The sequence below is a fragment of the Tatumella saanichensis genome, assembly GCF_000439375.1.
Lineage (GTDB): Bacteria > Pseudomonadota > Gammaproteobacteria > Enterobacterales > Enterobacteriaceae > Tatumella > Tatumella saanichensis.
Genome location: NZ_ATMI01000019.1, coordinates 1 through 21,482, shown reverse-complemented (window position 1 = coordinate 21,482; position 21,482 = coordinate 1). Strand labels below are relative to the sequence as shown.

At 50.7% G+C, this 21,482-nt stretch carries 18 protein-coding genes, 3 tRNA genes, 1 pseudogene and 1 other annotated feature; of the genes and pseudogenes, 10 read left to right on the top strand and 12 right to left on the bottom strand.

Annotated features, from left to right (window positions below):
* Positions 1-11 precede the first annotated feature (11 nt).
* On the bottom strand, positions 12-653 hold the full coding sequence (locus tag DW47_RS0107775) for a riboflavin synthase (protein ID WP_029685835.1): 642 nt from the start codon (positions 651-653) through the stop codon (positions 12-14).
* 181 nt (positions 654-834) lie between these two features.
* On the opposite strand from DW47_RS0107775, the gene DW47_RS0107770 reads away from it, so the two are divergent.
* From DW47_RS0107770 to DW47_RS0107745, 6 genes are all read left to right on the top strand, one after another.
* Positions 835-2,208, top strand: coding sequence for an MATE family efflux transporter (locus DW47_RS0107770; RefSeq protein WP_029685834.1), 1,374 nt, complete (start codon positions 835-837; stop codon positions 2,206-2,208).
* A 149-nt stretch (positions 2,209-2,357) separates the two neighbouring features.
* A tRNA-Val gene (locus DW47_RS0107765) sits at positions 2,358-2,434 on the top strand.
* Positions 2,435-2,436: 2 nt separating this feature from the next.
* Positions 2,437-2,513, top strand: a tRNA-Val gene (locus DW47_RS0107760).
* 18 nt (positions 2,514-2,531) lie between these two features.
* Positions 2,532-2,608: transfer RNA gene (locus DW47_RS0107755), tRNA-Val, on the top strand.
* A 469-nt stretch (positions 2,609-3,077) separates the two neighbouring features.
* On the top strand, positions 3,078-4,490 hold the full coding sequence (gene pykF, locus DW47_RS0107750) for a pyruvate kinase PykF (RefSeq protein ID WP_029685833.1): 1,413 nt from the start codon (positions 3,078-3,080) through the stop codon (positions 4,488-4,490).
* 292 nt (positions 4,491-4,782) lie between these two features.
* Complete coding sequence (locus tag DW47_RS0107745) at positions 4,783-5,019, top strand: major outer membrane lipoprotein (protein WP_029685832.1); 237 nt, start codon at positions 4,783-4,785, stop codon at positions 5,017-5,019.
* 119 nt (positions 5,020-5,138) lie between these two features.
* On the opposite strand, the gene ydiJ is transcribed toward DW47_RS0107745, so the two are convergent.
* Positions 5,139-8,195 carry a D-2-hydroxyglutarate dehydrogenase YdiJ gene (gene ydiJ, locus DW47_RS0107740; protein WP_029685831.1) on the bottom strand — a complete coding sequence of 1,019 codons (3,057 nt, stop codon included), beginning with the start codon at positions 8,193-8,195 and terminating at the stop codon, positions 5,139-5,141.
* Between the two features lie 182 nt (positions 8,196-8,377).
* On the opposite strand from ydiJ, the gene ydiK reads away from it, so the two are divergent.
* Together ydiK and DW47_RS0107730 are read left to right on the top strand one after the other, a co-directional pair.
* Positions 8,378-9,526: an AI-2E family transporter YdiK gene (gene ydiK / locus DW47_RS0107735; RefSeq protein WP_051150868.1), complete on the top strand. Its 1,149-nt coding sequence runs from the start codon at positions 8,378-8,380 to the stop codon at positions 9,524-9,526.
* Positions 9,527-9,833: 307 nt separating this feature from the next.
* Positions 9,834-10,880, top strand: coding sequence for a 3-deoxy-7-phosphoheptulonate synthase (locus DW47_RS0107730; RefSeq protein ID WP_029685829.1), 1,047 nt, complete (start codon positions 9,834-9,836; stop codon positions 10,878-10,880).
* Between the two features lie 8 nt (positions 10,881-10,888).
* On the opposite strand, the gene DW47_RS0107725 is transcribed toward DW47_RS0107730, so the two are convergent.
* The 10 genes from DW47_RS0107725 to thrS form a co-directional block, all read right to left on the bottom strand.
* Positions 10,889-12,328, bottom strand: a complete 1,440-nt coding sequence (locus DW47_RS0107725) for a protein adenylyltransferase SelO (protein WP_029685828.1) — start codon at positions 12,326-12,328, stop codon at positions 10,889-10,891.
* Between the two features lie 94 nt (positions 12,329-12,422).
* Positions 12,423-12,884, bottom strand: a complete 462-nt coding sequence (locus tag DW47_RS0107720; protein ID WP_029685827.1) for a C40 family peptidase — start codon at positions 12,882-12,884, stop codon at positions 12,423-12,425.
* 252 nt (positions 12,885-13,136) lie between these two features.
* Positions 13,137-13,436, bottom strand: coding sequence for an integration host factor subunit alpha (gene ihfA, locus DW47_RS0107715; RefSeq protein WP_029685826.1), 300 nt, complete (start codon positions 13,434-13,436; stop codon positions 13,137-13,139).
* A gap of 4 nt (positions 13,437-13,440) precedes the next feature.
* Positions 13,441-15,828, bottom strand: coding sequence for a phenylalanine--tRNA ligase subunit beta (gene pheT / locus DW47_RS0107710; protein ID WP_029685825.1), 2,388 nt, complete (start codon positions 15,826-15,828; stop codon positions 13,441-13,443).
* 14 nt (positions 15,829-15,842) lie between these two features.
* Positions 15,843-16,826, bottom strand: coding sequence for a phenylalanine--tRNA ligase subunit alpha (pheS, locus tag DW47_RS0107705; protein WP_029685824.1), 984 nt, complete (start codon positions 16,824-16,826; stop codon positions 15,843-15,845).
* 71 nt (positions 16,827-16,897) lie between these two features.
* Positions 16,898-17,023 (bottom strand) — a sequence feature (Phe leader region).
* Positions 16,974-17,018 carry a pheST operon leader peptide PheM gene (pheM, locus tag DW47_RS17350; protein WP_152473150.1) on the bottom strand — a complete coding sequence of 15 codons (45 nt, stop codon included), beginning with the start codon at positions 17,016-17,018 and terminating at the stop codon, positions 16,974-16,976. (Overlaps the previous feature by 45 nt.)
* A 113-nt stretch (positions 17,024-17,136) precedes the next feature.
* Positions 17,137-17,493 (bottom strand): 50S ribosomal protein L20, encoded by a 357-nt coding sequence (rplT, locus tag DW47_RS0107700; protein WP_025901912.1) that lies wholly within the window; start codon positions 17,491-17,493, stop codon positions 17,137-17,139.
* A 41-nt stretch (positions 17,494-17,534) separates the two neighbouring features.
* Positions 17,535-17,732: a 50S ribosomal protein L35 gene (rpmI, locus tag DW47_RS0107695; protein WP_004157374.1), complete on the bottom strand. Its 198-nt coding sequence runs from the start codon at positions 17,730-17,732 to the stop codon at positions 17,535-17,537.
* Between the two features lie 99 nt (positions 17,733-17,831).
* Positions 17,832-18,371, bottom strand: coding sequence for a translation initiation factor IF-3 (gene infC / locus DW47_RS0107690; protein WP_029685822.1), 540 nt, complete (start codon positions 18,369-18,371; stop codon positions 17,832-17,834).
* Between the two features lie 3 nt (positions 18,372-18,374).
* A complete protein-coding gene (gene thrS, locus DW47_RS0107685; RefSeq protein WP_029685821.1) occupies positions 18,375-20,303 on the bottom strand; it encodes a threonine--tRNA ligase in 1,929 nt (642 codons plus the stop codon).
* A 422-nt stretch (positions 20,304-20,725) separates the two neighbouring features.
* On the opposite strand from thrS, the gene DW47_RS0107680 reads away from it, so the two are divergent.
* Both DW47_RS0107680 and DW47_RS0107675 read left to right on the top strand, forming a co-directional pair.
* The gene (locus DW47_RS0107680) at positions 20,726-20,962 is read left to right on the top strand and encodes a hypothetical protein (RefSeq protein WP_029685819.1); all 237 of its coding nucleotides are present in this window, start codon (positions 20,726-20,728) and stop codon (positions 20,960-20,962) included.
* A gap of 107 nt (positions 20,963-21,069) precedes the next feature.
* Positions 21,070-21,482: pseudogene (locus DW47_RS0107675) on the top strand (transposase); the annotation flags it as partial.

The following is a 21,482-nucleotide window of genomic DNA, read 5'->3' as shown; positions in this document are numbered from 1 at the left end:
TACAGCGCCTGTTACTCCGGTTGCAGTGATACCGAGGCCTTGATCTCCCGCGACGCTAATACCCGTTCAACGGTGTCTATGATTGCCTGAGTCTGAGTATCAATTTCTATATTCACGCGGTTACCCAGTTTTTTGACACCCAGCAGTGTCCGCTCCAAGGTTTCCGGGATCAGGTGCACACAGAATTTACTGCCACTGACATCACCAATAGTCAGACTGCAACCATCTACGCCAATAAAGCCCTTATGCAGGATATATTTACTTAGGCTGGCATCTTGCAATTTAAACCACAGCTCACAGTTATTCTCTGACCGAATAACCTTGACGATTTCAGCAGTGGTCATAATGTGGCCGGACATCAGGTGCCCACCAATTTCATCGCTGAAACGGGCAGCCCGCTCGATGTTCACCAAACTTCCGACTGTCACTTCATCCAGATTGGTCACCCGCAGGGTTTCTTTGATGAGATCAAAACTCACTCGATCACCGTCGATCGCAGTGACTGTCAGGCAGCATCCGTTATGCGCAACGGAGGCACCAATCTCCAGCCCCGGTAACCATTCTTGTGGAAAGCGCAGCGTATGGGTACGAAATAACGGTTTTTCTTCGATGGCCACCACTTCTGCCGTGCCCTGTACAATACCGGTAAACATAACTTTTTTCTCCCTTACTGTTTACCTCAGAATATCACAGCCACCTGCTGCTGTTGACGGATTAATGACAGGAGTCTCGCGCTCCTAAACTTCTCTGGTTGCTTAGTTTTGTCAGCCCGTTACACTAGGCGACGATCCTGCTTTCCCTTCCGTCACTACGATAATTAATACAGGTGTATGTGTGCAGACCTATTTTACTGAGGCACGGCGACTGCTGGCGCTTGCCATTCCCGTCATTCTCGCCCAAGTAGCGCAAACTGCGATGGGATTTGTCGATACGATTATGGCCGGTTCTGTCAGTGCCACCGATATGGCCGCCGTCGCGGTCGGTACGTCAATCTGGCTGCCGGTGATCCTGTTTGCCCATGGTTTATTGCTGGCCCTGACACCGATTGTGGCGCAACTGAATGGCTCGGGACGACGTAATAAAGTGATTTATCAGGTACACCAGGCTACTTGGTTGGCTCTATTTTTATCGGTGCTGGTGATTGTGGTATTAACCATTGCCGGGGCAGTGCTGGAAAAAGTGTCCTCTATCGACCCCGCACTGGCAGCCAAGGCTGGGCGTTATTTGCATGCCTTGATGTGGGGAGCACCCGGCTACCTGTTATTTCAGGTGTTGCGTAACCAGTGTGAAGGCTTATCCAAGACGCGCCCGGGGATGGTGCTGGGCTTTATCGGGCTATTATGTAATATCCCTCTTAACTATATTTTTATCTATGGCCATTTTGGTATGCCTGCCCTAGGCGGAGTTGGCTGTGGGATTGCTACCGCATCAGTATTCTGGGTCATGTTTTTCAGCATGCGCTGGTGGGTGAAACGGATGCCTTCGATGCGTGATATTCAGCACCTGACGGTACGTTCTGCGCCGGATCGGCATATCCTAAAACGTCTGATTTCGTTGGGTCTGCCGGTGGCGCTGGCGCTGTTCTTTGAAGTTACGCTGTTTGCGGTGGTGGCACTGTTGGTGTCGCCATTAGGCATTGTCGATGTGGCCGGCCACCAAATTGCCCTCAATTTTGCCTCAATGATGTTTGTACTACCAATGTCACTGAGCGTAGCGGCCACCATCCGGGTCGGGCACTGCTTGGGCGAAGGTAATACCCATGGCGCCGCCATGGCCGCCTGGACCAGTCAAGGCACCGGCCTGTTACTGGCCTGTATGACTGCTTGCATGACTCTCATTTTCCGCGAGAAAATTGCCCTACTGTATAATGATGACCCGCAGGTAGTCATGTTGGCCGCTCATTTGATGCTATTGGCAGGTTTGTACCAAGTTTCTGACAGCCTGCAGGTTATTGGCAGTGGTATTTTGCGTGGCTATAAAGATACCCGTTCAGTGTTCTTTATTACCCTCGTCGCTTATTGGTTGTTAGGCCTGCCAGTAGGCTATTTGCTGGGCCTGACCGATTGGCTGGTACCCCGTATGGGCCCGGCAGGTTTTTGGTGGGGCATTATTCTCGGCCTAACTGCGGCCGCGATCATGATGATCTGGCGTATTTTACGGGTACAGCGTCTGCCGGTTGCAATCATATTACAGCGTGCCGAACACTGATCAGTGGGGAGCCCTGCTCCCCACTGATTAAAAACAGCGCTTATCGCGCAGTTGCTGCGCAGTCAGCAGTAAAAAACCGTATTTCCCCTTGCCAGAATCTCCGGCTGCCGCTAATATTCGTCCCCGTTGTCAGGCAGACTGATAATAAAGCGTTCTTAGCTCAGTTGGTTAGAGCACCACCTTGACATGGTGGGGGTCGGTGGTTCGAGTCCACTAGAACGCACCAGTGCGTCCGTAGCTCAGTTGGTTAGAGCACCACCTTGACATGGTGGGGGTCGGTGGTTCGAGTCCACTCGGACGCACCATTTCTTCTGCATCCTGATGCGCTCTTAGCTCAGTTGGTTAGAGCACCACCTTGACATGGTGGGGGTCGGTGGTTCGAGTCCACTAGAGCGCACCATTCCGCAATACTTCTTTACTGTCCCTTATCTGTTTCCGTAAGTACTGTTAATTTTTGCTCTTCCCTGTCCGCCATCGTTTCGCTGATACCGCGCTTACTGCAACCAACAGACTGAAAAAAAATAAATTTGCATAACCGTTGCGCAATATCATTATTCAGGCGATCTAGTGTCTGAGTCACTGAATTATGTTTGGTTTTCCCTGCGGGTTGTGACTATACTGTTTGCGTTGTCCACTAAAATGGTTTTCGCGAATAACGTGATAAGTGTCGAAAGTTACACCGTTTGCGCAACATCTGATCCCGCTCTTGCTCCGGATGCTTTACCTGCTACCGCTGAGAGTGGTGTAACCCTTATCTCCGCTTTTCGCGCCATTAAGCCCGTATCATCCAGGCCCCATATTATTTCCCTTTGGCCCGTGGCTAGGGGTTTATATCTTCCTCGTTCCTTACAACCTGTAGATGACCCGTCATGAAAAAAACTAAAATCGTCTGTACTATCGGCCCGAAAACTGAATCGGAAGAGATGCTGACTCACCTGCTGGATGCAGGTATGAACGTGATGCGTCTGAATTTTTCTCATGGTGACTACGCGGAGCATGGTCAGCGCATTGCTAACTTGCGTGCGGTGGTCAGCAAAACCAACCATAACGCCGCCATCCTGCTGGATACCAAAGGCCCTGAAATCCGCACCATGAAACTGGCAGGGGGTAACGATGTCTCCCTGACTGCCGGTCAGACGTTTACCTTTACCACTGATCAATCAGTGATCGGTGACCAACACCAAGTAGCGGTCACCTACCCTGGCTTCGCCGCTGACTTGGCTGTCGGCAATACCGTGCTAGTTGATGACGGCCTATTAGGGATGGAAGTGATCAAAGTCACTGAGAACACTGTCGAGTGTAAAGTGTTGAATAACGGTGACCTCGGCGAAAATAAAGGAGTAAACCTGCCCGGTGTCTCAATTCAATTACCTGCACTGGCCGAAAAAGATAAACGTGACCTGATTTTTGGCTGTGAACAAGGTGTAGACTTTGTGGCTGCTTCCTTTATCCGTAAACGTTCTGACGTGCTGGATATCCGTGAGCACCTAAAACAACATGGCGGCGAACATATTCAGATTATTTCTAAAATAGAAAACCAAGAAGGTCTGAATAACTTTGATGAAATCCTCGAAGCCTCGGATGGCATCATGGTTGCCCGCGGGGATCTAGGGGTTGAAATCCCAGTAGAAGAAGTTATCTTTGCCCAGAAGATGATGATTAAAAAATGTAATAAAGCCCGTAAACTGGTGATTACTGCGACCCAGATGCTGGACTCTATGATTAAAAACCCGCGCCCTACCCGCGCCGAAGCCGGTGATGTCGCAAACGCCATTATTGATGGTACCGATGCCGTCATGTTGTCCGGTGAAAGTGCTAAAGGTAAATACCCATTGGAAGCGGTCACTATTATGGCGACGATTTGTGAACGTACTGACCGCGTCATGGGCAGCCGTATTGATGAACTTAAAGATCATCACAAATTGCGTATCACCGAAGCGGTATGTCGTGGTGCCGTTGAAACGGCTGAAAAGCTGCAATCTTCATTGATCGTGGTAGCAACCCAAGGTGGTAAGTCGGCGAAATCCATCCGCAAATATTTTCCGGATGCGACTATCTTGGCCCTGACCAACAACGAAACCACCGCCCGCCAATTGCTGTGTACCAAAGGGGTTGAAACCCATCTGGTGGACACAATTGAATCGACCGATGATTTTTATCGCATCGGTAAAGAGATAGCAGTTAGCGCAGGCTTCGCTTCTACGGGCGATGTTGTGGTAATGGTTTCCGGTGCTTTAGTACCAAGCGGTACAACAAATACTGCGTCAGTTCACGTTATTTAATCATTCAATTAATAAAGGCACTTCAATGAGTGCCTTTTTTTATGCTTTTTTATTTTAAGAAATAACTAAAGTCGTTAGAAAACAGCTAAAAAACCGAGGTTCAATTAAGGTAAATCCGATTAAATAATGCTGTTTTAGTTAAAAAATTTATCAACAGTTATTAATCGCTGTTTCTTTGAGCAAATAATTCAATTTAAGCATCTTCTCATAAAAAATTTATTCTCAAGTGAAAATGCTTTGTGTAATACTTATCCCGCTACATGGAGATTAACTCAATTTAGAGGGTAAAATAATGAATCGTACTAAACTGGTACTGGGCGCGGTAGTTCTGGGTTCAACTCTGCTGGCTGGTTGTTCTAGCAACGCTAAAATCGACCAACTGTCGAGCGATGTTCAGACTCTGAACACCAAAGTTGACCAGCTGAGCAACGACGTAAGCGCAGTGCGTTCTGACGTTCAGGCTGCTAAAGATGACGCAGCTCGCGCTAACCAGCGTCTGGACAACCAAGCTCACGCATACCGCAAGTAAGCGTACTGGTAATGAAAATGGCGCCCATGAGGCGCCATTTTTTTGTGCTGTACGATCAAGCTGAGTACTCAAGGCCCTTTTCACTCGCTGCGCCGAGAGCCTAAGCCCTAGACAACTCTTCAGCTGATAATTTCCAGCAACGCCTGTAACGGATGGCGTACCGGCTTTCCTTCAACACGTTTGATCTGACTACGGCACGAATATCCGGTCGCCAGACAGCGGTGAGCAGGACGCTTATCCAGTTGTGGCTGCCAAGACAACCCATAAATCCCCAATGAATTTTCTAGGTTACGGGTTTCGTGACCATATGTCCCTGCCATTCCGCAACAGCCGGTGCTAACGGTTTCCAGACGAGCACCAAAGCGGCTGAAAATCGATGCCCAGCGGGCCTGAGCCTGTGGCAGCGCGGTGTTTTCAGTACAGTGCGGGAACAGATACCAACTTTCCCCTTCGCTGGCCCTTTCTGCCCGCTCAGCGGTGACGCTATCTAGCCACTCATGAGAAAGCATCACTTGGAAGTCACCACGTTTATCCCCCAAGATCTCGCAGTATTCATCACGGTAACACAGTACCAACGCCGGGTCGGTACCAACCATCGGTAATCCGAGTTGCGCAACCTGATTAAGGAAATCTGCACTCTTTTGTGCAGTTTTAGCAAAACGGGTAAGAAAGCCTTTAACATGTTGGGCTTTACCGTTCGGCGTGAACGGTAGTAATACCGGTTTATAGCCCAATGCCGCTACGAGGCGTACGAAGTCGCTAACTAAGGTCGCTTCGTAATAGCTAGTGAAGGGGTCCTGGACCACCAGCACATACTCCTGACGCTGTTCAAGGCTCATGGCCTGGAGATCCTCCAGAGTGGTGGTCACTGCCTGATGGCCCGCTAGTTGCTGTTTCAGTCCCGGTGAGGACAGCGCCGGCAGATCCACCATCCCAATATATTTTTTACTCAGTGACTGTATGGCCGGATGGGTCAGGAAGAAGTTAAACAGCTTAGGCGCTGTAGCCATCAGAGGGGTGTAACTTTCAACCGAGGCCACTAGGTGGTCACTGAGCGGACGCAAATAGCGGCTGTGATACAACTGTAAGAAACGAGAGCGAAAGGAAGGGACATCAATTTTAATCGGACATTGGGTGGAACAGGCTTTGCAGGCCAGACAGCCGGACATTGCTTCTTTGACTTCGTGAGAGAAATCGTAGTCACCCCGCGCCGCATGACGACTGTTTTTCAGCTTGGTGATAAAACCCCGCAGGCTCAATGAATTTTGCGGCAGCGTCTGTTCCAGTTGCTGAGGGTCAACGCCCTGGTCCGCCAGAAGACGCAACCACTCACGGGTTAACGTAGCGCGCCCTTTTGGTGAATGCAGACGGTTGCTGGTGATTTTCATTGATGGGCACATTGGGCTATTTACATCAAAGTTAAAGCACAAGCCGTTACCGTTACATTCCATCGCGCCGCGCCAACTTTCGCGAACAGAGACCGGAATTTGGCGATCAAAACTGCCACGGGTCGGGCTCTCGATGGGGATCAATGTTGCCTGACTGTCCAACGGGGTACAAATTTTACCTGGATTAAGACGGTTCGCGGGATCAAAAGCAGCCTTCACTTTGCGTAGCTCTGCAAAGAGCTGGCTACCAAAAAAATCTTCGGTATAGGCACCGCGGTAGCCTTTACCGTGTTCGCCCCACAGTAATCCGCCATAACTGGCGGTGAGCGCAACCACCTCATCGGAGATCTGCTTCATCAGTTTCTCCTGCTGTGGATCACACATATCCAAGATGGGTCGTACATGCAAAACACCGGCGTCCACGTGACCGAACATGCCATATTGCAGGCCATGCCCGTCAAGTAGCGCACGGAAATCGGCAATATAATCAGCCAGATATTCAGGTGGCACCGCAGTGTCCTCCACAAACGGCATCGGTTTGGCGTGGCCTTTGGTATTGCCTAATAGGCCAACTGATTTCTTACGCATTCCATAGATACGTTCGACTTGTGCCAGTTCGGTACAACACTGATAACCGATCACCCCCGCTTCACCGGCCTGCATCAGTGCCTCGAGGCGTTGACATAAGTCGGCAACCTGCCCTTCAATTTTGCCTCTATCATCGCCGGCAAATTCGACGATATTCAAGCCCAGCATCTCCCGGCCTTCCACCGGGGTGATCAACTCTTGGACCGAGTGCCACACAATGTCCTCTCGAGCCAACCCAAGGACTTTGGAATCCACCGTTTCCACCGACAGTGCCTGCGCCTGTACCAAGAATGGTGCATTGCGCAGGGCCGAGTCAAAGCTATCGTATTTGATATTGACCAGTTGTCGCACTTTCGGGATCGGAGTGATATCCAGTTTAGCCTCAGCGACAAAGGCCAGTGTACCTTCAGAACCACAGACAATACGCGTCAGGTCGAAGGATTGCAGATCGTCGCTAAACACATGTCGTAGATCGTAACCGGTCAAGAAACGGTTCAGTTTTGGGAATTTGTCGAGGATCAACTGCCGGTTATCACGGCAGCTGTCGATAACCTGGCGATAGATCTGCCCTTCACGGGTGTTCTGCTGCGCCATATTTTCCGCTAAGGCCACCGGCATCTCACGGGTATCGAGGATATCGCCACCGTCAATCACGGCGCGGACACCCAGCACGTGGTCTGAGGTCTTACCGTACACCAGTGAGCCCTGTCCGGAGGCATCGGTATTGATCATCCCGCCGAGGGTAGCACGGTTACTGGTAGAGAGTTCTGGGGCGAAGAAAAAGCCATAGGGTTTCAGCCACTGGTTAAGCTGGTCTTTCACCACACCGGCTTCTACCCGAACCCACCCCTCTTCGCAGTTAATTTCTAAGATCCGATTCATATACCGAGAGAGGTCGACAATCACCCCCTGGTTAAGGGATTGACCGTTAGTACCTGTCCCCCCGCCGCGCGGAGTAAAGGACAATACCTCGTAGGCTGGGTCGGCCGCCACACGGCTCAGTAATGAAATATCCGCCACCGATCGTGGGAAAACGATTGCCTGCGGCATACTCTGATAGAGGCTATTGTCGACGGCCATGGTCAACCGCGAGCCATAATCAGTAGCAATATCGCCGGTAAAGCCTTGGTTTTTCAGTGTATCGATATAGGAGAGGACTTCAGGGCTAAGCCCCGGTGCCTGCTGAATCTTAGGGATCATGTGCTAAAACCAGATGTCGTGTCATTGTCATTATCAGAATAATTTGTTTTACCATATTTTCGGCGCTGTGGCTGGAGTTAGTGTGTGAAAAAGTTGCTTTTATCCCCTATTGTATTTAGCAGAAATACCGCATCATTAGCTGCACTCTGATATCGGGTGAACTACATAAGGTTGAGGACGTTATGAAATTACGCTCAAAGGACGGGGATTTACCGCAAAAGTTATTTACCCTCATGTTTTTCGGATTAATGATCCTGGCCTGCTTCTGGGTGGTTCAGCCGTTTATCCTCGGCTTTGCTTGGGCTGGGATGGTGGTGATCGCCACTTGGGGCCTGATGCTGCGTATCCAGAAAATGCTATGGGGGCGACGCTCCTTAGCAGTGCTGGCGATGACACTAATCTTACTGCTAGTGTTTATTCTGCCCATCTCTCTGCTGATTAGCAGCGTGCTGGAGAACAGTGGCCCGGTGATCGCTTGGCTGAGTTCCGGACATATTGAAATCCCGCAAATGGAGTGGCTGCATAATGTGCCCTATATCGGCGACAGACTGTCAGACTCCTACCATAAAATGATCACCGGCGGCGGCACCGCCATGATGGCCCGTATTCAGCCGTATATTGGGCGAACCACCAGCTTTTTTGTGGCCCAGGCCGGACACTTTGGCCGCCTGATGGTCCACTTAGCGCTGATGCTATTGTTTAGTATTTTGCTGTACTGGCGTGGTGAGCGGGTCGGCCAAGGGATCAGGCATTTTGCCTACCGTTTAGCGGGCCGCCGGGGGGATGCGGTGGTGCTGTTGGCTGGGCAAGCGATTCGTGCCGTCGCTCTAGGTGTGGTGGTTACCGCTCTTTTACAAGGGGTAGTAGGCGGTATCGGTTTGGCGATTAGTGGTATTCCTTATGCCACCATCCTCACGGTAGTGATGATCCTGTGTTGTCTGATCCAGATTGGTCCGTTACTGGTATTGGTCCCGGCCATTATCTGGCTTTACTGGAGTGGTGATACCACCTGGGGCACGGTACTGCTGGTGTGGAGTTGTGTGGTTGCCACCATGGACAGCTTTGTGCGGCCGATGTTGATCCGCCTAGGTGCCGACCTACCGATGCTGATCATCCTTTCCGGAGTGATCGGCGGTCTAGTCGCCTTCGGCATGATCGGACTGTTTATCGGTCCGGTGGTACTGGCAGTTTCCTACCGACTGGTATCAGTGTGGATGCACGAAGCGCCAGAGCCCCACGACGACCCGGATTTAGTGGTGGAAGAGTTGCTGGAAGATGCCCGCAAAACCGCGGAACAGGAGCGTCAGGCACGCCAAGAACCGCTGGCCTAAGGCTATCCTGACCGGCACTTTTTGAAGAGGGGTGCCGGTTACCCCTTCCTCTAATGGGATAAATCTTACAGATTTACTACAAATTTAACATTAATCTGACTCTATCATTTCCTCTCCGGCATTAGCTATTACCCCCTTATTGCTGTGTGTAGTCTTTGCCCCCTTCCGAGGGGCTTTTTTTTGTCCGTTTAAGGTTGATCCTCATCCTAGGCTTTACGTCTAACAGTTGAAAAGATCATCGGTTTCGCTACTCTGATGTCCATATCTTTCCGGCATTGTGCCGCTGAAAGCAGACTCCGAGACCACTATGACTAAAACCGATGAATTACGCACCCGCCCAGTTGCGCCGCTGGTCGCTCCAGCCACGTTAATGCAACAGTTTCCGGTCAGTGACACCATCAGTCACACTATCCTTGCCACCCGCCAGCGTATCAGCCGCATCCTCCAGGGCTTGGACCGTCGCCTGCTAGTGGTAATCGGACCTTGTTCGTTGCACCACCCACAGTCTGCTCTTGACTATGCACAACGATTGAACAGGTTGCGTGAACGTTATCAGGGGCCGCTTGAGATTGTGATGCGTACCTATTTTGAAAAACCCCGAACCATTACCGGCTGGAAAGGACTTATCAATGATCCAGGCTTAGACGGCAGCTACAACATCAATCAAGGACTTGCCATTGCCCGCCAATTATTGCTGGATATTAATGCGCTGGGCATGCCAACTGCGACCGAATTCCTCGATATGGTTAACGGCCAGTATATGGCGGACCTGATCAGTTGGGGGGCCATTGGTGCCCGTACTACCGAGAGCCAAATCCATCGTGAGATGGCTTCTGCGCTCTCTTGTCCGGTGGGCTTTAAGAACGGGACTGACGGTAATATCCGTATTGCTATCGATGCGGTAAGGGCTGCACAGGCTTCACATATGTTCTTATCCCCCGATAAACAGGGACAAATGACCATCTATCAGACCAGCGGTAACCCTGATGGACATATTATTCTGCGTGGCGGTCAGCAGCCTAACTACAGCCAGCCACATGTTCAGGCCAGCCGTGAACAGTTACAAGCGGCTGGACTGTCTCCTAGATTGGTAGTCGATTTCAGTCATGCTAATTGTCAGAAGCAACATCGCCGGCAATTGCAGGTGGCTGAGGATGTGGCTGCACAGATCCGCAACGGTGAGCACGCCATTGCCGGTGTGATGGTTGAAAGCTTTATTGAGGAAGGCCGTCAGGACGTGGTCCCCGGACAACCTCTGCGTTATGGGCAGTCTATCACTGACCCCTGCCTCAGCTGGCAGGACAGCGAAATGTTGCTGGCTCTTTTGGCTGAGGCAGTAGAGTCAGTACGCTAACGGATAACTTAACTTGAGCAACTGATTTCCAGTGATTGACTCCACTCTGGAGGGCGGTTAAATAGAGATTGGTGGTCAGCGGCCAGCTGATAGGGGTTTCGCAGCGCTTGGTGCAGTTCTGCCAGCCGCTGTGGATCCCCCTGCTCTGCTCCGTTGATCGCCTCTTGGGCTAGGTAATTACGCAGGACCACGACAGGGTTAATCCCCTGCATACGGTCACGCCGTTTCGAGTCACTGACCTGCTCCTGTACCAGTCGCTGGCGGTATTTGCTGAACCAGTGATCAAAGGCCGCTCTATCGATAAACTCATCGCGTAGAGGTGACTGTGCTTGGTGTTGTTCAGTCTCGCTGAGCAGTCGGAAAGTACGGGTATAATCGCTGCCCTCAGCAGCCATCAGAGCTAACAATTCACTCAGCAAATCATTATCCTGCTCTGTCGCAGTAAACAGACCGAGTTTCCCGCGCATCTGTTGTCCCCAAGTGTTCATCAGCTCGCTTTCATAGCCTGACAGCGCCTGTTTAAGCTGCTCAGTGTCCATTAATGGTGACAAGGCATGAGCCAAACGGTGGAGGTTCCACAGCCCCGCTGAGGGTTGATGTTCGAAGCTGTAGCGCCCTTGATAATCACTGTGGTTGCAGATAAAGCTCGGCGCATACTTGTCGAGAAAACCATAGGGGCCGTAGTCAAGGGTCAGACCGAGCAGCGACATATTATCGGTATTCATCACTCCGTGGGCGAAGCCAACGCTCTGCCACAAGCCAATCAGCCGCGCAGTACGCCGAACGATGTCGGCAAACCACAGTTGATAGCGGTCAGCCTGCTCGGCCAACTCAGGCCAATGATGGCGAATAGCATAATCTGCCAGTTGTTTAACCTGGTCTGGCTGATTGCGATAGAAGAAGTGCTCAAAATGTCCAAAGCGCAGATGACTGTCCGCAATACGCACCAGCATAGCGCCGCGTTCAGTCTGTTCACGCCGCACCGGCTCGTCGCTGATGGCAAGGGTTAACGCCCGAGTGGTGGGAATTCCCAGCCCATGTAGCGCTTCGGAGGCCAGAAACTCCCTGACGGTAGAACGGATCACTGCCCGACCATCACCGCTGCGCGAATAGGGGGTCAAGCCGGCACCTTTTAAATGCCAGTCCACTTTACCGCCATCGCTGAGGGATTGCTCGCCGAGCAATAGTCCCCGTCCGTCGCCCAACTGCCCCGCCCAGACACCGAATTGGTGCCCACTGTACACCTGGGCCAGCGGTTGCATGTCGGCAAGAAGCTCGCCACCACTGAACAGCGGATGCCCTTGTCCTTCGAACAGTTGCGGATCCAACTGTAATTGCTGGCTAAGAGGGGCGTTATGATACAGCAGGCGCCCATTTTGCAGGGGCGTAGGGGTTACTGACTGATACATTTCAGGCAGTTCATTAAACCAAGTATTGGTAAAGCGCATAGCAACTCCGCAGGTGTCTGAACAGCGTTCTGGTGGGCTGTTCGGGGCAGTTTACCCTGCCTGTGAGCAACTTAATAGGCCATACCGTAAAGGATCACAGTCGCCGTGCCTGCCAAAACACCTTGCGCCAGTAGACATTGTTCAATGAGGAGCGCATCACGCCACGGCTGGTGGAGGCATGAATAAACTGATTATTGCGGTCATAGATACCGACATGCAGGCCGTCACCGCCCCAGCTGGTTTTGAAGAATACCAAGTCACCCGGTAACAGTTCACTTTTTTTGATGCGGGTGCCGACTTCACTCTGTTTCTCGGTGGTTCGGGGTAATAGGATGCCAAAACGGTCACGGAAGGTGCGATAAACGAAGCCTGAACAATCGACGCCTCGGCGACTGAGTCCGCCGAAACGGTATGGAGTGCCGCGCCACTCGTTCAATTGATAATTAAGCACTGTACGGACTTTGGCTGAATCGGATAAGCGGGCATCCGGCGCGGGTGCCCGAGAACTGCAACCTGCCAGTAACAAAATCAGAAGTGCCACTGCTATCCTTACCATTGCCCTGCTCCCTGAGTCACAGATTACGCGGATGTTGGGGCGGATACCTGCCGCTGGCAAGCAGATCCACTGCAAATTGATGCCATAATCTGCGCAGTTTGGCAACTTCCTTGCGTGCCTTCTATGAGGGCCATTACAGAGAAACCCGCTGCGGATAACCCATTTTTCCAGCACTGAAAGCGTAACATTTTAATCTCGAGCATAAAAAAAAGGCCGCTGAGCGGCCTTTTTCACATTACACGAGCAGTAATATCAGCTTTTTTTAGGCGCGGCATTTTCTACACGACTCTTTAATTTCTGCCCTGGGCGGAACGTCACCACCCGACGAGCAGTAATCGGAATATCTTCACCGGTTTTCGGGTTGCGCCCGGGCCGTTGATTTTTATCCCGTAAGTCGAAATTGCCAAACCCGGACAGTTTTACCTGCTCACCATTTTCCAGCGCCCTACGGACTTCTTCAAAAAACAGTTCCACCAGATCTTTCGCATCTCGCTTGCTTAGACCCAGCTTTTCAAACAGATACTCTGACATTTCAGCTTTTGTAAGCGCCATAGGTTCAATCCCTCAAGGTTGCCTGGAATCGCTCTTTTAATGCCGCAACACAGTTGGCTACAGTGGCGGCAATTTCCTCTTCTTCGAGTGTCCGGCTGGTATCCTGCAAAATCAGGCTGATTGCAAGGCTCTTATAGCCCTCACTCACACCCTTACCGCGGTACACGTCAAACAAGTTTACGCCAACTATCTGATTTACGCCAACTTTCTTACACTCTGCAATCACATCTGCTGAAGGAACGCTTTCAGCGACCACCACAGCAATGTCGCGACGGTTAGCCGGGAAGCGAGAAACCTCTTTCGCAGCAGGTAGCAGGCGATCTGCAACCTTATCCCATAGCAATTCAAATACCACTGTCCGGCCGTTCAGGTCAAGCTTACGTTCTAGTTCTGGGTGAATTACGCCAATAAAACCAATATATTGATCCTGCAAATAAATTCCAGCACTTTGGCCCGGATGCAGGGCAGAATGTTGCTCTGCACGGAAATCAATCTGCTCCGCTTTACCAGTTAGGTCCAGCAGTGCTTCCAGATCACCTTTCATGTCAAAGAAGTCAACGCTGGCACGTTCCTGATCCCAGTGCTCTTCGACACGGGTACCGGTGATGACACCCGCTAACATCAGTTGCTGGCGGATACCCAGTTCGGCATTAGCATCCGGCACAAAACGCAGACCACTTTCAAACAGACGCACACGACCCTGCTGACGGTTCTGGTTATACACAACCGCGCCCAGCAGACCCGTGAGCAGCGATAAGCGCATCGCCGACATATCAACGGAGATCGGGTTCGGCAAAGTCAGCGCTTCTTCACTTGGATGGACCAGAGCCTGAATTTTCGGGTCAACAAAGCTGTAAGTGATGGCTTCCTGATAGCCTTTATCGACCAGCAACGCTTTGACGCGGGACAGAGGCAGGTTTGCTTCACGGTGAGCTGGCATGACCAGATCTGCACGTACCGGTACATCAGGAATGTTGTTGTAACCGTAAATACGGGCAACTTCTTCCACCAGATCTTCTTCAATTTCCATATCGAAACGCCAGCCTGGTGCGGTCGCTGTCCACTGGTCTGGCGCGGTAGTCACGTCACAGCCCAGACGGGTCAGAATATCCGTGACTTGCGCATCCTCAATATGATGGCCGATCAGACGATCTAACTTGCTACGACGCAGGGTAATAGTGGCCGGTGCTGGCAGGTCAGCTTCACTGGTACGATCAATCACTGGGCCGGCAACACCGCCACAGATTTCAAGTAACAGTGCGGTAGCACGTTCGATAGCTCGATACTGCAAGGTAGAGTCAACACCGCGCTCGTAACGGTGCGACGCATCGGTATGCAGACCGTAACGGCGAGCACGTCCGGTAATGGCTAACGGTGCGAAGTAGGCACATTCAAACAGAATATTGGTGGTGGTGTTACTGACGCCAGAGTCTGCTCCGCCAAAGATACCGGCCATCGCCAGTGGCTTGTGTTGATCCGCAATGACCAGAGTATCGGCGGTCAGGGTCACTTCGTTGCCGTCCAGCAGGGTCAGTTTTTCCCCTTCTACGGCCTGACGCACCACAATCCCCTGATCCAGACGATCCAGGTCAAAGGCATGCATTGGCTGACCCAACTCCATCAGCACATAGTTGGTGATATCCACCACCGCATCAACAGAACGTATACCACAGCGGCGCAGTTTTTCGGTCATCCACAGTGGGGTAGCTACCGTGACATCAATGCCGGTAACCACACGGCCCAGATAACGTGGACAAGCTTCTGTCGCTTGCACCTCAATCGGGAAGGTTTTGTCACTACCCGCCGCCACTGCTTCACAAGGTGGAACTGTCAGGGACAGACCATTGAGCACTGCCACATCACGGGCCACCCCCTGAATACTCAGGCAGTCTGCACGGTTCGGGGTGACACTGATTTCTATGGTGTTGTCGTCGAGTTTCAGGAACTGACGGAAATCGGTCCCCGGTACGGCAGCAGCCGGTAATTCCATGATCCCTTCTGATTCGACATTGATGCCTAACTCAGAGAAAGAGCACAACATCCCTTCAGATGGCTCACCGCGCAGTTTGGCAGCTTTAATTTTGAAATCGCCTGGCAGCACTGCGCCGACAGTGGCCACCGCCACTTTCAAGCCTTGACGGCAATTCGGTGCACCACAGACGATATCCAGCAGACGTTCACCGCCGACATTGACTTTAGTGACTCGGAGTTTGTCAGCATTGGGATGCTGACCGCACTCGACGACCTCACCGACAACAACGCCAGTAAAAGCACCAGCAACCGGGGTCACATCGTCCACTTCCAGGCCCGCCATGGTGATCTGTCCGGAGAGTTCTTCACTGTTCAGGGCCGGATTTACCCATTCACGTAACCAGAGTTCACTGAATTTCATTGGATAACCTGCCCTTATTTAAACTGTTTCAGGAAACGAAGATCATTTTCGAAAAATGCGCGCAGATCGGTGACGCCGTAGCGCAGCATAGTCAGACGCTCAATACCCATCCCGAAGGCAAAGCCGGAGTATACTTCCGGGTCAATACCGACGTTACGCAGCACATTAGGATGGACCATTCCGCAGCCCAAGACTTCCAGCCACTTACCATTTTTACCCATAACATCCACTTCCGCAGAAGGCTCAGTGAAAGGGAAATAGGATGGACGGAAACGTACCTGCAGATCTTCCTCAAAGAAGTTATTCAGGAAATCGTGCAGCGTACCTTTAAGATTGGTAAAGCTGATATTTTTATCGACCATTAGCCCTTCCATCTGATGGAACATCGGGGTATGGGTCTGGTCGTAGTCATTACGGTAAACGCGGCCTGGTGCCATGACACGGATAGGCGGTGCGCTATTCTCCATGGTACGGATCTGCACCCCAGAGGTCTGGGTACGCAGCAAACGCTTAGCGTCGAACCAGAAGGTATCATGATCGGCACGGGCCGGGTGGTGACCAGGGATGTTCAGGGCATCGAAATTATAGTAAGCATCTTCGATTTCCGGGCCATTGGCCACACTGAAGCCTAATTCACCGAAAAAGCTTTCGATACGGTTGATGGTCCGGGTCACTGGGTGCAGTCCGCCATTTTCGATACGACGACCTGGCAGGGAAACATCAATGGTTTCGGCAGCCAAACGGGCGTTCAGGGCATCAGATTCCAACGCCTGCTTACGGCCGTTCAAATGTTCCTGAACTTGCTGCTTAGCCTCGTTGATCACCGCACCGGCAGCCGGACGCTCTTCCGCTGGCAATTCACGCAATGTCGTCATCTGCAGAGTCAGATGGCCTTTTTTACCCAGGTATTCGACGCGAACAGCGTCAAGGGCGGCGATATCCGTCGCCTCGTCTATAGCGGCCCGGGCGCGGGCAACTAATTCTGCGAGTTGGGACATGTTTTCCTCTTTATCCGGTTAGTCTCGGTTATGTTCTTATCCCGGGTGACCCCGGGTCTGTATCGCCAGAAAACAAAAAAGCCTCCACCAGGGAGGCTTTCAGCGCGATTTTTCGTTTCTTTTCTGCTGCGCAAAAGCCCCCGGAGATCAGGTGCTAAAGTAAAAAAAGAAACGGAAAATAGCAGTATTCAAACTTGCGTTACCTTAATGGTTGATATGGAAGCCAGTTGCTATGATAACAGATAACTGTCAACGCGTTAGCCTTTGATTGCAGAATAAAAAAGGGAGCAAGCTCCCTTTTTCATCTGACTTATGCCAGAACTGATTTCGCTTTTTCGACCAAAGCAGTAAATGCTACTTTGTCGAATACGGCGATGTCAGCCAGGATCTTACGGTCGATTTCAATAGAGGCTTTTTTCAGGCCATTGATGAAACGGCTGTAAGACATGCCATTCTGACGGGCTGCAGCGTTGATACGTGCAATCCACAGCTGACGGAACTGACGCTTACGTTGACGACGGTCGCGGTATGCGTACTGACCAGCTTTGATAACAGCCTGGAAAGCAACACGGTAAACACGTGAACGTGCACCGTAGTAGCCTTTAGCTTGTTTTAAGATTTTTTTGTGACGAGCGCGGGCGATAACACCACGTTTTACACGAGCCATTTTGACTCTCCTGTTTTATATTCTGTGAAAAAAAAGTTAACTTATGCGTATGGCAGGCAGGCAATAACCAGACCCAGATCGCCTTTAGACACCATGCCTTTCGGACGCAGGTGACGTTTACGCTTAGTAGACTTTTTAGTCAGAATATGGCGCAGGTTAGCGTGTTTACGCTTGAAGCCGCCAGAAGCAGTCTTCTTGAAGCGTTTCGCCGCTCCACGTACAGTTTTAATCTTTGGCATTTTAAAAATATCCACTTCGCATTGTTAATAAAATGAACCAATAGGCGAATTCAACCGCCCTACCCGATGGGTTGAGCGGTCAAATTACTTGAAGGCCTATTACTTCTTCTTGGGTGCGAGCACCATGATCATCTGGCGTCCTTCAATCCTTGATGGGAAGGATTCAACAACAGCCAGTTCAGACAGATCTTCTTTCACGCGGTTAAGCACTTCCATACCGATCTGCTGGTGCGCCATTTCACGACCGCGGAAACGCAGTGTGATCTTGGCTTTATCGCCCTCTTCGAGAAAACGAATCAGGTTGCGTAGTTTGACCTGATAGTCGCCTTCATCTGTTCCGGGACGGAATTTAATTTCCTTCACCTGAACAACTTTTTGCTTTTTCTTCTGTTCCTTAGAAGATTTGCTTTTTTCATAGAGGAATTTGCCGTAATCCATGATGCGGCAAACCGGCGGCTCGGCGTTAGGGCTGATTTCAACTAAATCCACGCCGGCTTCTTCAGATTTTTCTAAAGCTTCACGCAGGCTGACAATGCCCAGCGGCTCACCGTCAACACCCGTCAAACGAACCTCAGTTGCACGGATTTCACCGTTGATACGGTTCGGACGTGTTGGTTGTACTCTTTTTCCGCCTTTAATACCTTACTCCTCCAATTGATTAAGATTTCTGCTACTAATTTCCTGTTGCAGAGCATCTATAAATACATCGACATCCATTGAACCTAAATCTTTTCCGCGGCGGGTACGCACGGCAACTTTACCGGCCTCCACTTCTTTCTCACCACAGACCAGCATATAGGGAACGCGACGTAATGTGTGTTCACGAATTTTAAAGCCAATCTTCTCGTTTCTCAAGTCCGCTTTTACACGAATACCAGCTTTTTGTAATTTCCGGGTCAATTCGTTGACATAATCCGCCTGATTATCTGTGATATTCATCACAACAACCTGCAGCGGTGCCAGCCAGCTTGGGAAGAAGCCCGCGTATTCTTCGGTCAGGATACCGATAAAGCGCTCCACAGAGCCCAGAATGGCGCGGTGGATCATTACCGGAGTCTGACGTTCGTTGTTTTCGCCCACATAGGTGGCATCCAGACGGCCCGGTAATGAGAAATCGAGCTGTACTGTACCACACTGCCAGGCACGATCCAGACAATCATATAAAGTAAATTCAATTTTAGGACCGTAGAACGCCCCTTCTCCCGGCTGGTATTCAAATTCAATACCGTTAGCGTTCAGTGCCTCTGCCAAGTTTTGCTCAGCACGATCCCACAGCTCATCGCTACCGATACGTTTTTCCGGACGGGTTGACAGCTTAACGACGATTTTCTCGAAGCCGAAGGTACCGTACATATCATAGATCATACGGATACAGCTGTTCACTTCATCCAGAATTTGATCTTCGGTGCAGAAGATATGCGCATCATCCTGGGTAAAGCCGCGCACGCGCATAAGACCATGTAGCGCCCCTGATGGCTCGTTACGGTGACAGCTGCCGAACTCTGCCATCCGCAGCGGCAGGTCACGGTAAGACTTCAGACCCTGATTGAAGATCTGTACGTGGCCCGGGCAGTTCATAGGCTTGATGCAGTATTCACGGTTCTCGGAGGAGGTGGTGAACATTGCCTCTTTGTAGTTTTCCCAGTGCCCAGTTTTTTCCCACAGCACTCGGTCCATCATAAACGGACCTTTCACTTCCTGGTACTGGTACTCTTTTAGCTTAGTGCGGACAAAGACTTCCAGTTCACGGAAAATGGTCCAGCCGTCATTGTGCCAGAATACCATGCCTGGCGCTTCTTCCTGCATATGGTACAAGTCAAGCTGCTTACCGATTTTACGGTGATCACGCTTAGCCGCTTCTTCCAAGCGTTTCAAATAAGCGGCCAGCTGCTTTTTATCGGCCCAGGCCGTCCCATAAATACGCTGCAGCATTTTGTTGCTGCTATCGCCACGCCAGTATGCACCAGCGGTTTTTTGCAATTTGAAATGATGGCAGAAACGCATGTTTGGTACGTGCGGACCGCGGCACATATCAACATATTCTTCATGATGGTAAAGTCCTGGACGGTCATCATGGCTGATATTTTCGTCAAGGATAGCCATTTTGTAGCTCTCGCCACGGGCTTCAAAGGTATCTCGTGCTTCTTGCCAGCTGACTTTCTTCTTGATGACCTCGTAGTTGGTCTCAGCCAGCTCGTGCATCCGTTTTTCGAGCCGTTCCAGATCTTCCTGCGTCAGGGTATGATCCATGTCGACATCATAGTAAAAACCGTGATCGATCACCGGCCCGATGGCCATTTTGGTATCCGGCCACAGCTGCTTGATGGCATGACCCAGCAGGTGAGCGCAGGAGTGACGAATAATTTCCATCCCTGCTTCATCTTTAGCGGTAATAATCGCTACCTGCGCGTCTTCGGTAATAGGATCGACAGCATCCACCAGCTCGCCGTTAACACGACCGGCAATACAGGCTTTTGCCAGACCCGGGCCGATATCTTGGGCAATATCCATCACGCTTACTGCGTGGTCAAAAGAACGCTGACTTCCGTCAGGAAGAGTTATAACTGGCATTTCATATCCTTAATTGCAGTGGTAACCCACACCAAAGGCTACATGCAAATATTGATTTTTATTTAAATTCAGTAAATTGCAGTAACGCCAACAACTGCTACTCCTCATTTTGGACTGTATTTGGTACAAAAAAAGCGGAGTTGTTGTCAGTGGCTATACTGCTAAGGATGTTATGGTACATGTTAATCAGGGTGGCGAAAAGAACTGGCTGAAAATCAGCAGCATTGGCGCGTCAGTCAGCCTATCATTAACTAGGATCTGCAGCGGTTTATCACACGAATAGATGCCCTGCACTTTTAGCCGGAAAGGACAGTTACACTGTTAGAGTTCTGACACAGTTATATAAGAATTTTAATACTTTAACAGGCTGTACAATCGTGCAGGGGTGTTACTCTCTGCCTGCATTAACAGGAGAAATGATTATGAATAAAACACTTTCCGCTCTGGCGCTGGCCGGAACTTTACTGCTTTCCCAAACTGCGATGGCCGCTGGTTGTATCAAAGGCGCTGTTGCAGGTGGCGTAGCCGGTCACCTGGCTCATCATCATGGCGTGATTGGTGCGGTAGGTGGATGCTTTATTGGTCATCACATGGCGAAAAAAGCAGCACAAAAGAAAGCCGCTGAAGAAAAAGCCCAACAGCAGCAACACGCCCAGTAATCACTGATGACTTTGGTCAATAAAAAGCCCCATAAGGGGCTTTTTTTATGTGTGTGACCCGTCCTGAATAGCGTTGACACGTTCCTGTTCTAATTCTGGAGAACGTGATGATGACAGAGTTCAAACGCACCCAACGAGATTATCCTCTATCCTTTAAAGTAGCTGTTGTTGAACAGGTTGAAAAAGGCGAAATGACCTATAAACAGGCTCAGCAACGATATGGTATCCAGGGACGCTCTACTGTTCTTGTCTGGTTGCGTAAGTACGGCCGGCTTGACTGGAACCCCGGGACTCTAGGTCTTTCAAAGAGGAGACTGTCCGTGCCTACGATAAACATGCCTCTAACACCTGAACAAAAAATCAGAGAACTGGAAGAGCAGCTTAAACTGGCAAATCAAAAAGCTGAGTTTTTTGAAGCGGTTATTAACGTTCTAAAAAGTGATTACGGAGTGAGTATCGTTAAAAAGCGGCCCAGCAAGTCCTCTCGCAAAACCAGGGCTCCGGAGTCACCGTAACTCGG

Coding starts and splice junctions, on each gene's coding strand:
- rpmI (WP_004157374.1), bottom strand. CDS start 17,732: ATGCCAAAGATTAAAACTGTACGTGGAGCGGCGAAACGCTTCAAGAAG.
- DW47_RS0107720 (WP_029685827.1), bottom strand. CDS start 12,884: ATGGTAAGGATAGCAGTGGCACTTCTGATTTTGTTACTGGCAGGTTGC.
- thrS (WP_029685821.1), bottom strand. CDS start 20,303: ATGCCAGTTATAACTCTTCCTGACGGAAGTCAGCGTTCTTTTGACCAC.
- DW47_RS0107680 (WP_029685819.1), top strand. CDS start 20,726: ATGAATAAAACACTTTCCGCTCTGGCGCTGGCCGGAACTTTACTGCTT.
- ydiK (WP_051150868.1), top strand. CDS start 8,378: ATGAAATTACGCTCAAAGGACGGGGATTTACCGCAAAAGTTATTTACC.
- DW47_RS0107725 (WP_029685828.1), bottom strand. CDS start 12,328: ATGCGCTTTACCAATACTTGGTTTAATGAACTGCCTGAAATGTATCAG.
- ihfA (WP_029685826.1), bottom strand. CDS start 13,436: ATGGCGCTTACAAAAGCTGAAATGTCAGAGTATCTGTTTGAAAAGCTG.
- DW47_RS0107775 (WP_029685835.1), bottom strand. CDS start 653: ATGTTTACCGGTATTGTACAGGGCACGGCAGAAGTGGTGGCCATCGAA.
- DW47_RS0107730 (WP_029685829.1), top strand. CDS start 9,834: ATGACTAAAACCGATGAATTACGCACCCGCCCAGTTGCGCCGCTGGTC.
- rplT (WP_025901912.1), bottom strand. CDS start 17,493: ATGGCTCGTGTAAAACGTGGTGTTATCGCCCGCGCTCGTCACAAAAAA.
- pheT (WP_029685825.1), bottom strand. CDS start 15,828: ATGAAATTCAGTGAACTCTGGTTACGTGAATGGGTAAATCCGGCCCTG.
- pheS (WP_029685824.1), bottom strand. CDS start 16,826: ATGTCCCAACTCGCAGAATTAGTTGCCCGCGCCCGGGCCGCTATAGAC.
- pykF (WP_029685833.1), top strand. CDS start 3,078: ATGAAAAAAACTAAAATCGTCTGTACTATCGGCCCGAAAACTGAATCG.
- DW47_RS0107745 (WP_029685832.1), top strand. CDS start 4,783: ATGAATCGTACTAAACTGGTACTGGGCGCGGTAGTTCTGGGTTCAACT.
- ydiJ (WP_029685831.1), bottom strand. CDS start 8,195: ATGATCCCTAAGATTCAGCAGGCACCGGGGCTTAGCCCTGAAGTCCTC.